This is a genomic window from Erwinia sp., assembly GCF_031978025.1.
Lineage (GTDB): Bacteria > Pseudomonadota > Gammaproteobacteria > Enterobacterales > Enterobacteriaceae > Erwinia.
The window spans coordinates 8,026-19,006 of sequence record NZ_DALZCD010000056.1 but is presented as its reverse complement, the minus strand read 5'-3'; the positions used below and the strand labels follow the sequence as shown (position 1 = coordinate 19,006).

The 10,981-nt window shown below is 53.8% G+C and carries 10 protein-coding genes; 6 read left to right on the top strand and 4 right to left on the bottom strand.

Going from position 1 to position 10,981, the window contains the following annotated elements:
* Positions 1–46 precede the first annotated feature (46 nt).
* A complete protein-coding gene (locus RTK32_RS06570; RefSeq protein WP_312042675.1) occupies positions 47–973 on the bottom strand; it encodes a LysR family transcriptional regulator in 927 nt (308 codons plus the stop codon).
* A 96-nt stretch (positions 974–1,069) separates the two neighbouring features.
* On the opposite strand from RTK32_RS06570, the gene RTK32_RS06565 reads away from it, so the two are divergent.
* Positions 1,070–2,086, top strand: coding sequence for a bile acid:sodium symporter family protein (locus tag RTK32_RS06565; RefSeq protein ID WP_312042674.1), 1,017 nt, complete (start codon positions 1,070–1,072; stop codon positions 2,084–2,086).
* Between the two features lie 126 nt (positions 2,087–2,212).
* Here RTK32_RS06565 and RTK32_RS06560 read toward each other — a convergent pair whose 3' ends face one another.
* The 3 genes from RTK32_RS06560 to zipA all read right to left on the bottom strand — a co-directional run bounded on the left by RTK32_RS06560 (position 2,213) and on the right by zipA (position 5,519).
* Positions 2,213–2,428: a DUF3820 family protein gene (locus RTK32_RS06560; protein WP_312042673.1), complete on the bottom strand. Its 216-nt coding sequence runs from the start codon at positions 2,426–2,428 to the stop codon at positions 2,213–2,215.
* Complete coding sequence (gene ligA / locus RTK32_RS06555) at positions 2,429–4,447, bottom strand: NAD-dependent DNA ligase LigA (RefSeq protein ID WP_312042672.1); 2,019 nt, start codon at positions 4,445–4,447, stop codon at positions 2,429–2,431. It abuts the gene before it with no gap.
* Between the two features lie 73 nt (positions 4,448–4,520).
* Positions 4,521–5,519 (bottom strand): cell division protein ZipA, encoded by a 999-nt coding sequence (zipA, locus tag RTK32_RS06550; RefSeq protein ID WP_312042671.1) that lies wholly within the window; start codon positions 5,517–5,519, stop codon positions 4,521–4,523.
* Positions 5,520–5,738: 219 nt separating this feature from the next.
* On the opposite strand from zipA, the gene cysZ reads away from it, so the two are divergent.
* The 5 genes from cysZ to crr all read left to right on the top strand — a co-directional run bounded on the left by cysZ (position 5,739) and on the right by crr (position 10,705).
* Positions 5,739–6,500 (top strand): sulfate transporter CysZ, encoded by a 762-nt coding sequence (cysZ, locus tag RTK32_RS06545; RefSeq protein WP_312042670.1) that lies wholly within the window; start codon positions 5,739–5,741, stop codon positions 6,498–6,500.
* Between the two features lie 128 nt (positions 6,501–6,628).
* Positions 6,629–7,597 carry a cysteine synthase A gene (gene cysK / locus RTK32_RS06540; RefSeq protein ID WP_312042669.1) on the top strand — a complete coding sequence of 323 codons (969 nt, stop codon included), beginning with the start codon at positions 6,629–6,631 and terminating at the stop codon, positions 7,595–7,597.
* 390 nt (positions 7,598–7,987) lie between these two features.
* Entirely contained in the window at positions 7,988–8,245 is a 258-nt protein-coding gene (gene ptsH / locus RTK32_RS06535; protein ID WP_125289603.1) for a phosphocarrier protein Hpr, read from the top strand.
* A gap of 185 nt (positions 8,246–8,430) precedes the next feature.
* Complete coding sequence (ptsI, locus tag RTK32_RS06530) at positions 8,431–10,158, top strand: phosphoenolpyruvate-protein phosphotransferase PtsI (protein ID WP_312042668.1); 1,728 nt, start codon at positions 8,431–8,433, stop codon at positions 10,156–10,158.
* 43 nt (positions 10,159–10,201) lie between these two features.
* Complete coding sequence (gene crr / locus RTK32_RS06525) at positions 10,202–10,705, top strand: PTS glucose transporter subunit IIA (protein WP_125289601.1); 504 nt, start codon at positions 10,202–10,204, stop codon at positions 10,703–10,705.
* Positions 10,706–10,981 lie beyond the last annotated feature (276 nt).

Genomic DNA, 10,981 nt, shown 5'->3' with positions numbered 1-10,981 from the left:
TAGCTGATGGCGTAAACCGGCCAAACGCAAGCCATTCGCTCAACGTTTATATTTGAAACGCAGGTGTGAGCGTACGTTGCTGCGTCAGCAGGAGAGCCTGCTGGCGCACTTCCTGCCAGATAACGTCTGCCGCAGGCGACAGCGAGCGATTTTTTCGCCTGACCAGCATAATGGAACGATTGATTTCCGGCGTTATCCTCCTTACCAATAGCGGCCTTCCCTCCGGCAGCGGCAGCGCAAGCGCCGGCAAAATGCTGATGCCTATTCCTGCCTCCACCATCGGATAAAGTGTCGCCGGATGCCCAATTTCCTGGACAATGTCCACTTTTACCTGCTGCAAACGCAGCGCCTCATCGATCAATACCCGGCTGCCTGATGAATAGTCCTGCAGCACCAACAGCCGATTATTCAGCATCCGCCAGCTAATTTCTTGTTCGGCGGCGAGCGGATCGTCCAGGCGACAAAGCAGCAGAAAAGGCTCTTCCAGAATCGCTTCGCCCTCCAGATCGTCTACCTGCAGCGGCCCTATCACAATACCGAAATCCACTTCCGCATTGCGGATGCTTTGCAGCACCCACTGCTGCGGCCGATCGCGCAGCATGATTTTGATTTCAGGAAACTGCAGCTGGCTGGCGGCCAGGCACTGCGGCATCAGATGCGCGGAAATCGTCTGGCTGGCGGCGATCCTGACCGTCCCGCTGCGCTGCTGTCCGTAGCTACGCACATCCAGCAGCGTGGTGTTCAGCTCTTCCAGCAGGCGCTCCAGACGACTGGCCAGCTGCACGCCAGCTTCGGTTAGCATAACTTCACGCGTGGTGCGATCGAGCAAACGAATACCCATTTCGCTTTCCAGTTCTTTGACGCTATGACTCACCGCTGACTGGCTAAGCCCTATCATTTGCCCCGCCTGGCTGAAACTTTTCTGCTGCGCGACGGCGACAAATACCCGCAGCTGCCTGAGCGTATAATTCATCGATTTAACTCATATATGAATTCAATAAATCAATTTTATTTCTAAACCCGGCGGGCGCACAATAGCGACATTGTTTTTATTAACGAGGCATTAACAATGCGGTTTCTCCGACTCGATCCCATGATGGTTAAGCTGATCATCACCGTGCTGCTGGCAACCTTCCTGCCCGCGCGCGGTCATTTCGTTTCTTTCTTTGAATGGCTTACCACGGCCGCTATCGCCCTGCTGTTTTTTATGCACGGCGCCAAACTGTCGCGGGAGAAAATTATTGCCGGTGGCGGCCACTGGCGACTGCACCTGTGGGTAATGATAAGTACCTTCGTGCTGTTTCCCTGCTTTGGCCTGCTGTTTGTCTGGTGGCATCCGCTGCCGGTCGGTGCAGAAATCTATACCGGTTTTCTCTATCTCTGCATTTTGCCCGCAACCGTGCAGTCGGCGATTGCGCTGACCTCGCTGGCAGGTGGCAACGTGGCGGCGGCGGTGTGTAGTGCCTCGGCTTCCAGTTTACTGGGCGTGTTTATCTCGCCACTGCTGGTCGGGCTGGTCATGAATGTGCATAACGATGCCGCCAGCGGTAGTCTGGCACAGATTGGCAGCATTATGCTGCAGCTGCTGGTGCCCTTTATTTTGGGCCATATCTCTCGGCGCTGGATTGCAGAGTGGGTGGAAAGGCATCGTGGGCTGATTGGCAAAACGGATCAGGCTTCCATTCTGCTGGTGGTCTACTCCGCCTTTAGCGAAGCGGTGGTAAACGGCATCTGGCATCGCGTTGGCGCAATGACCCTGCTCTATATCCTGATCGGCAGCCTCGGCATTCTGTTTGTGGCGCTGTCCGTTAACCTGCTGGCGGCACGTCTGTTCGGTTTCAACCGGGCTGACGAAATTACCATCCTGTTTTGCGGGTCAAAAAAGAGCCTGGCAAACGGCGTCCCGATGGCGAATATCCTGTTTCCTTCCGCTGCCGTGGGCATCATCGTGCTGCCGCTGATGATTTTCCATCAGGTGCAGCTGATGGTCTGCTCAGTACTGGCGCAGCGTTATAAAAAAGCAGGCGAAAAACAGGCAGAAAAGCCCGTGCAGAAAACTAAAACGGTTGTAGAGTCGCAAAAATAACCGCATCGGGGGAGGCTGCCTCCCCCGATTTTTCAGCGTTTTGAGTGAGTTAAACCGGCCTTCCGGATCGTCAATCTTTATGGCCAATGCCAGATCTGGAAAAGGAAGGCCACTTCTTCCGATTGCTCAGTTTCTTTTGAGCGGCTTAACCAGGCCTTCCAGACCTTCAATCTTTATTGCCAGCGCCAGCTGCAGTAGCTCACCCAGGTGACCGGCAGGGAATTCGTCCTTACGCGCAAACCACAGCAGATAAGGTTCCGGCAGGTCGATCAGGACACGCCCTTTATATTTCCCAAAAGGCATTTCGGTGTTCGCAATCTCAACCAGATGCTCTTTTTCCATTTACTCACCCAGCAATCGGATCATTTCTGCTTCGTCGATTACCGCGATTCCCAGTTCCTGCGCCTTAGCCAGCTTGGAACCCGCGGCTTCACCGGCGATCACCAAATCGGTTTTTTTCGAGACGCTGCCGCTGACTTTAGCGCCCAGCGCGGCCAGGCGATCTTTGGCTTCATCGCGCGAAAGCTGCGTCAGCGAGCCGGTCAGAACCACCGTTTTACCGGCGAAAGGACTGTCTATCTCTTCTGCTTTGACGATCGTGACTGCTGGCCAGTGAATACCGGCCTCTTCCACCAGCTGGCGGATGACGTCACGATTGCTCTCTTCATCCATGAAATTTCGTACGTGAGCAGCGACCACCTTACCGACATCCTGCACGCCGATCAGGGCGTCCAGATCGGCGCTGATAATACTCTCCAGCGAGCCAAAATGTGCGGCAAGATTGGCTGCCGTTGCTTCGCCCACTTCGGTAATGCCCAGAGCATAAAGGAAACGGGCCAGCGTGGTTTGCTTCGATTTTTCCAGCGCGTCCACGACGTTTTGTGCAGATTTCGGCCCCATACGATCCAGACCGGTCAACTTACCCGCGGTCAGCTTATACAAATCGGCTGGCGTTTTGACGTACTCTTTTTCCACCAGCTGGTCGATAATCTTATCGCCCATCCCGTCTACGTCCATCGCACGGCGGGAAACGAAGTGTTTTAACGCGCCTTTACGCTGCGCGCCGCAAATCAGGCCTCCGGTACAGCGAGCCACCACTTCACCCTCTACGCGTTCTACATCAGAGCCGCAGACCGGGCAGTGGGTCGGGAAGGCTACCGCTCTGGCATCCGCCGGACGCTCGGCCTCAATTACGCCCACTACCTGTGGGATAACGTCGCCCGCACGGCGGATGACCACCCGATCGCCGATGCGTAATCCCAAACGTTCTATCTCGTCAGCATTGTGCAGCGTAGCGTTGCTGACCATCACGCCGGCTACCTGTACCGGTTCCAGCCTGGCAACCGGCGTTATTGCCCCGGTACGGCCTACCTGAAACTCAACGTCGCGCACATGCGTCATCTGTTCCTGAGCCGGAAATTTGAAGGCTATTGCCCAGCGCGGCGCGCGTGCTACGAAGCCCAGCTGCTCCTGAAGATCCAGCGAATCAACTTTAATGACCACGCCATCAATATCGAAGCCGAGGGTAGCGCGATCCGCCTCTACGTTACGGTAGAACGCCAGTACTTCTTCCGGTGAATGGCAGAGACGTACGCGGTCGCTGACCGGTAATCCCCAGGCCTGAAACTGCTGTAGCCGTCCCAGATGACTACGAGGCATTTCTCCCCCTTCCAGCAGGCCCAGGCCATAGCAGAAGAACGTCAGCGGACGCTTAGCGGTAATGCGCGGATCGAGCTGGCGCAGCGAACCAGCGGCAGCATTGCGCGGATTGGCAAAAACTTTACTGCCGGTCCGACGCGCTTCTTCGTTCAATGCCTCGAAGCCTGCCTGCGGCATAAAAACTTCACCACGCACTTCAACGCGTGCCGGAATATTGTCGCCATGAAGCCGCAACGGTATGGCACGAATGGTGCGCACATTAGAGGTAATATTTTCACCAATGGTGCCGTCGCCGCGCGTCGCCGCACGCACCAGCAGGCCGTTTTCATACAGCAGGCTGACCGCAAGACCATCCAGCTTCAGCTCGCAGCAGAACGTGATTTCATCCACGCTTTTCAGCCGGTCCTGCACGCGTTTGTTAAAGGCAAGATAGCTCTCTTCATCAAAAGCGTTATCCAGCGACAGCATCGGGATTTCATGGCGTACCTGTTCAAACGCGCTCAGCGGAGCGGCGCCTACACGCTGGGTTGGCGAATCAGGCGTAACCAGATCGGGATGGGTGGCTTCCAGCTTGCGCAGCTCCCCCATCAGTCGATCGTATTCGGCATCCGGCACTACCGGCTCATCAAGCACGTGATACTGGTATTCGTAATGGCGGAGCGTGGTTTGCAGAGCGATGATTTTTTCTTGTACGGATTCCATAGCGGCACCATAGCGATAAAAAACCCCCGACTGGCGGGGGTCTTGTGTACAGAGAGGAAGGCGTGCCGGTAACTCAGGCATTCGCCTCAATAACGTCACGAATGCGGTTTTTGTAGGTCTCCAGCTTTTGCGGCGTCATCATACGGCGCTCGTCGTCCAGCACCACGCCCCCCACGTCATCAGCAATACGTTGGGCAGACTGCAGCATCAGCTTAAAGTTCTGATTCGCATCTCCATAAGAAGGCACCATCATAAAGATAGAGACGCCAGGCGTAGAGAAATCGCCCATTTCTTCTGGATTAAACGAGCCGGGTTTGACCATATTCGCCAGGCTAAATAGCACAGGGCCGCTGCCTGCCGGGCTGAGATGGCGATGGAAGATATTCATCTCACCAAACTGGAAACCAGCCTGCAGCACACCCTGCAACAGGGCTTCACCGTTCAGGACGCCACCGGCATGAGCACTGACGTGCAGCACCAGTACCGTTTCTTTAGCTTTTTCCTGCGGTGCTTCCGGCTGCTGTGGCTCGGGCTCTGCTTCCGGTTCAGGCTCCGGGACCGCAAAGGCGGGTTCCGGCTGAACAGGTGGCTGTGGTCGAACCGGCTGCGATGGCTGAACCTGGGAAGGCCGAACGGGCTGCGGAGCAGGCTGTGGCGCTTCCGGCTGTTTGCGGCTTACCGGAACAGGCGGTTCATCATCGGGTTCGTACGGCAACTCGCCGCCGAACAGCGGGTCCAGCTCGGGAGATTCATCCACAGGCTGCTGATGGCGAACAGGTTCTGGCTGGGCGCGCATTCGGGTTGGACGCGGCGACACTGGCTCGTCAACACTGCCGACCGCCGGCTCACTTTCTTCTGCTTTACGCACACGAGGGCTTTTGCCGCGAGCGTTACCCGCGTCATCGTCAACGTCGTCAAAAGCCTCTTCTCTATCCTGTTTTAAACGTTTGTGAGGACGATCGCGAAAAACGGATGAGCGCTCTTTACGGCTGGTCCAGAAGCCGTGAAGCAGAAGCGCTATTATAGCGATCGCGCCAACAACGATTAATATCAGACGCAAATCCTGCATCATTGTATTCTCTGTTGTTCCAATACCTTGCCACCGCGGCAAACTTTATCCCCTAACTGTATTTGCCCCGCTGCACAAGTGCAAGTCCGTGCAGTATTTTCTGACAAATAAGCGTGAAACGACACAGTTATTTGCTGTTTTTTCGCGCAAATCTCTTCGGCTCAGCGCAAACGGCTGAGTTATGATAGCCGTGCACGGCTTGTTAACGTAAGGAAAGCAGACATGGCTATACACCGTACCGGCGCTTCCGGTAATGGAATTCACTATTTCGCGCAGGGCTGGCAGCTGATTCGTCTGCCCGGCATCCGCCGCTTTGTTATTGTGCCGCTGGTGCTCAATTTTGTCCTGATGGGCGGCGCGTTCGTCTGGCTCTTTTTTAAGCTTAAGCAGTGGCTCCCTGCCTTAATGTCCTTTGTACCGGACTGGCTGCAGTGGCTCAACTATCTGTTCTGGCCGCTGACGGTTATTTTTGTGCTGCTGGTCTTCAGCTATTTCTTTTCAACCGTAGCTAACTGGATAGCCGCGCCCTTTTGTGGGTTGCTGGCCGAGCAGCTGGAAGCCAGGCTCACCGGTAAAACCCTGCCCGACAGTGGCTGGACAGGTATGCTGAAGGATATTCCGCGCATCATGAAACGTGAATGGCAGAAATTGGCCTGGTATCTGCCGCGCGCGGTGGTATTGCTACTGCTCTATTTCATCCCTGGATTTGGGCAAACGGTCGCCCCCGTGCTCTGGTTTTTATTCAGCGCCTGGATGCTTTCTATCCAGTACTGCGATTATCCGTTTGATAACCACAAGGTCAGTTTCCGGCAGATGCGCACATCGCTGAAACAGCACAAAACTGACGTGATGCAGTTTGGCGCGCTGGTGAGTTTATTCACAATGGTACCGATACTGAATCTGGCGATTATGCCTGTAGCCGTTTGCGGCGCAACCGCGATGTGGGTCGATCGTTATCGCAGCGGCCTGGGGCAGCGACAATAAGGCTTATGCCTTTTGTTTTATCCTTATCGCTACAGAACATATATATATACTATTTCTTTACTTCCTTGAAAAATTGAACCGGGTATGCTTGATGCTGTTACCATTTTTCATACAGTTAAGGACGGGTTATGAGTAAGATCTATGAAGACAATTCGTTAACAATCGGCCATACGCCTCTGGTTCGACTGAACCGGATTGGTAACGGACGCATTCTGGCTAAAGTCGAATCCCGTAACCCGAGCTTCAGCGTTAAATGCCGTATCGGCGCCAACATGATCTGGGACGCCGAGAAAAGAGGCATCCTGAAACCTGGCATTGAACTGGTGGAGCCAACCAGTGGCAACACCGGCATTGCACTGGCCTACGTGGCCGCCGCACGCGGCTATAAGCTGACGCTGACCATGCCGGAAACCATGAGTGTGGAGCGTCGCAAACTGCTGAAGGCGCTGGGTGCGAACCTGATCCTGACGGAAGGCGCCAAAGGCATGAAAGGCGCGATTGCCAAAGCGGAAGAAATCGTGGCCGGCGATCCGGACAAGTTTGTGCTGTTGCAGCAATTCAGCAATCCGGCTAACCCGGAAATCCATGAAAAAACCACCGGGCCAGAAATTTGGGAAGATACCGACGGCGAGGTTGACGTCTTTATCGCAGGCGTTGGCACGGGCGGTACGCTGACCGGCGTCACGCGCTATATCAAAAATACCAAAGGCAAAAAAGATCTTATTGCCGTGGCGGTAGAGCCTACGGATTCCCCGGTCATTGCTCAGGCGCTTGCTGGCGAAGAGATCAAGCCTGGCCCGCATAAAATTCAGGGCATTGGCGCGGGTTTCATCCCGGCTAACCTGGATTTGGCTCTGGTCGATCGCGTCGTGGCCATCACCAACGAAGAATCTATTTCTACCGCACGTCGCCTGATGGAAGAAGAAGGTATTCTGGCGGGAATTTCCTCCGGTGCAGCGGTTGCCGCCGCGCTTAAGCTGCAGGAAGACGAAGCTTTTGCCAATAAAAATATCGTTGTGATCCTGCCCTCTTCCGGCGAGCGTTACCTCAGCACGGCTCTGTTTGCCGATCTGTTCACCGAGAAAGAATTACAGTAGTGCTGGCGGCTTCCTGAAACTGTCTGAAAAAGCACCCGCCGGGGTGCTTTTTTGTGGAGCGCGTCAAACTTTTGCCACTTTCTACATTGCTTTTACCCGCGGGTGTCTGGTATCTAAGCAACCAATTATTTCGAACCTCAAAATTAATCGCTGCGTCAATTGCCTGTGGCTGAATCGATTTACCGGTTTGGCGCGAAAGCAGAAAGCACGGCATAATGAAGAGGGAGAAAGCGCAGCCGGTGCGTCATGTTATCCGTGCGCTATCTGTCATATTTCGGCGCATTTCTGGCACGTTGTTAAACACGGACCTGCGCGAGACATTCAGGCCAAAGCGGCGCCGTCAGGCTAAGCTTTGGAATAACGCCAAATAAATTAAGTTGGGGAAACAACATGTTCCAGCAAGAAGTTACCATTACCGCGCCTAACGGTCTGCACACTCGCCCTGCCGCTCAGTTTGTTAAAGAAGCCAAGGCTTTCGTTTCTGAAATTACCGTGACCTCCAACGGCAAATCTGCCAGCGCCAAGAGCCTGTTCAAACTGCAGACGCTGGGCCTGACTCAGGGCACCGTTGTGACGCTGTCTGCAGAAGGCGAAGACGAGCAGAAAGCCGTTGAGCACCTGGTCAAACTGATGGCCGAACTCGAATAAGCGTCAGCTTTTTCCACGCGACAGGCACTTTATTGCAACATAATTGATCGCGGACAGCATGTCCGCGTTGTTGTTTTAATACAGTGGAGCGCCTGTCAGATGCGGGTGGCCGCCGGGTTGTTTACCGGTGCCGGGTTCGCCGCAGTTTCTCGCTCGCGAGTATCAGTAAATAAAAAGGTAGGGTTATGATTTCAGGCATTTTAGCATCACCGGGTATCGCTTTTGGCAAAGCGCTTCTGCTGAAAGAAGATGAAATAGTCATCAACCGGAAAAAAATTACTACCGACCAGGTTGAGCAGGAAGTCCAGCGCTTTCTCGACGGTCGCACCAAGGCTGCTGCGCAGCTTGAGGCGATCAAAACGAAAGCCGGTGAGACATTTGGCGAAGAGAAAGAGGCCATCTTTGAAGGCCATATTATGCTGCTGGAAGACGAAGAGCTTGAGCAGGAAATCATAGCCCTGATTAAAGATGAGCTGGCCTCGGCCGATTCGGCTGCCCACTCCGTCATTGAAGGCCAGGCGAAAGCGCTGGAAGAACTGGACGATGAATATCTGAAAGAGCGTGCCGCTGACGTGCGCGATATCGGTAAACGTCTGCTGCAAAACATTCTTGGCCTGCATATCGTCGATCTTAGCGCGATTGCTGAAGAAGTGCTGCTGGTTGCCAAAGACCTGACGCCTTCTGAAACCGCGCAGCTGAACCTGAACAAAGTGCTCGGCTTTATTACCGATCTGGGCGGCCGCACTTCCCATACTTCCATTATGGCGCGCTCGCTGGAGCTGCCGGCCATCGTTGGCACGGGCGACGTGACCAGCCAGGTGAAGAATGGCGATTATCTGATTCTGGATGGCGTAAACAACCAGGTTTACGTTAATCCTACGCCAGAGCAGATTGATGAACTGAAAGCGATTCATCATCAGTATGTGACGGAAAAGAACGACCTGGCCAAGCTGAAAGATCTGCCGGCGATTACGCTTGACGGTCATCAGGTTGAAGTTTGCGCCAATATCGGCACCGTGCGCGATGTCGCGGGTGCAGAGCGCAACGGCGCTGAAGGCGTCGGCCTCTACCGTACCGAATTCCTGTTTATGGACCGTGACTCGCTGCCAAGCGAAGAAGAACAGTTCCAGGCCTATAAAGCTGTGGCGGAAGCAGTCGGTTCTCAGGCGGTTATCGTCCGCACGATGGATATCGGCGGCGACAAAGATTTGCCTTACATGAACCTGCCGAAAGAGGACAACCCGTTCCTGGGCTGGCGCGCTATCCGTATCGCTATGGATCGTCCGGAAATCCTGCACGCTCAGCTGCGTGCCATCCTGCGTGCTTCCGCTTTCGGCAAGCTGCGTATCATGTTCCCCATGGTCATTTCCGTTGAAGAAGTTCGCACGCTGAAGGCCGAGCTGGAAATGCTGAAAGCGCAGCTGCGTGAAGAAGGCAAAGCCTTTGATGAAAAGATTGAGGCCGGCATTATGGTAGAAACGCCTGCTTCAGCCGCAATCGCGCACCATCTGGCAAAAGAAGTCGATTTCTTCAGTATCGGCACTAATGACCTGACGCAGTACACGCTGGCGGTCGATCGCGGTAACGATCTGATTTCGCATTTATACAACCCAATGACCCCTTCCGTGCTGACATTAATTAAGCAAGTTATTGACGCATCTCACGCTGAAGGAAAATGGACAGGGATGTGTGGTGAGCTGGCAGGCGATGAACGTGCTACACTACTGTTACTGGGAATGGGGCTGGACGAATTCAGCATGAGTGCCATTTCTATCCCGCGCATCAAAAAAATTATTCGTAATACGAATTTTGAAGATGCTAAGGCGTTAGCAGAACAGGCTCTGGCTCAACCGACAGCGGAAGAGTTGATGAACCTGGTCAACAAGTTCATTGAAGAAAAAACACTCTGCTGAGATCCAGAAGCGCTGGCCAAATATTACTGCTTAGGAGAAGATCATGGGTTTGTTTTCAAAACTTTTTGGCGATAAGTCAGATACTGCATCTGGTGCCATTGAGATCGTGGCACCGCTGTCCGGCGAAATCGTAAATATTGAAGACGTGCCGGACGTGGTATTTGCGGAAAAAATTGTTGGCGACGGTATCGCCATCAAACCTGCCGGCAACAAAATGGTAGCGCCTGTTGACGGCACCATTGGTAAAATCTTTGAAACCAATCATGCCTTTTCCATTGAATCGGATAGCGGCATTGAGCTGTTCGTTCATTTCGGGATTGATACCGTTGAACTGAAGGGTGAAGGGTTTAAGCGTATCGCTGAAGAAGGCCAGAAGGTGAAGAAAGGTGATGTGATCATCGAATTCGATCTGCCTTTGCTGGAAGAAAAAGCGAAATCTACGCTGACGCCGGTGGTTATCTCCAATATGGATGAGATCAAAGAGCTGGTTAAGCTGACGGGTAGCGTGACCGTAGGCGAAACGCCGGTAATCCGTATTAAAAAGTAATCTGCCGTGCCTGCATAAAAGGCCGCCTGAGCAATCAGGCGGCCTTTTTTTCAGCGTGGCGCATCGGAATCAGGGGACACGTTATGCCCCTTGCGGCCAGCGCATCACCCATTCTTAAGGCCAGTACGCCATCTATACCTTTAGACCGGTACGTCGTGCATTTTCAGACCAGCGCGTCATCTATCCTTCAGACCAGTGCGTCATGCATTTTCAGGCCAATACGTCATCTATCCTTCAGACCAGTGCGTCATGCATTTTCAGGCCAATACGTCATCT

Bases quoted from the DNA above. Each gene is read 5' to 3' on its own strand.
- ligA (WP_312042672.1), bottom strand. From the start codon at position 4,447: ATGGAATCCGTACAAGAAAAAATCATCGCTCTGCAAACCACGCTCCGC.
- cysZ (WP_312042670.1), top strand. From the start codon at position 5,739: ATGGCTATACACCGTACCGGCGCTTCCGGTAATGGAATTCACTATTTC.
- RTK32_RS06570 (WP_312042675.1), bottom strand. From the start codon at position 973: ATGAATTATACGCTCAGGCAGCTGCGGGTATTTGTCGCCGTCGCGCAG.
- RTK32_RS06565 (WP_312042674.1), top strand. From the start codon at position 1,070: ATGCGGTTTCTCCGACTCGATCCCATGATGGTTAAGCTGATCATCACC.
- crr (WP_125289601.1), top strand. From the start codon at position 10,202: ATGGGTTTGTTTTCAAAACTTTTTGGCGATAAGTCAGATACTGCATCT.
- zipA (WP_312042671.1), bottom strand. From the start codon at position 5,519: ATGATGCAGGATTTGCGTCTGATATTAATCGTTGTTGGCGCGATCGCT.
- ptsH (WP_125289603.1), top strand. From the start codon at position 7,988: ATGTTCCAGCAAGAAGTTACCATTACCGCGCCTAACGGTCTGCACACT.
- RTK32_RS06560 (WP_312042673.1), bottom strand. From the start codon at position 2,428: ATGGAAAAAGAGCATCTGGTTGAGATTGCGAACACCGAAATGCCTTTT.
- cysK (WP_312042669.1), top strand. From the start codon at position 6,629: ATGAGTAAGATCTATGAAGACAATTCGTTAACAATCGGCCATACGCCT.
- ptsI (WP_312042668.1), top strand. From the start codon at position 8,431: ATGATTTCAGGCATTTTAGCATCACCGGGTATCGCTTTTGGCAAAGCG.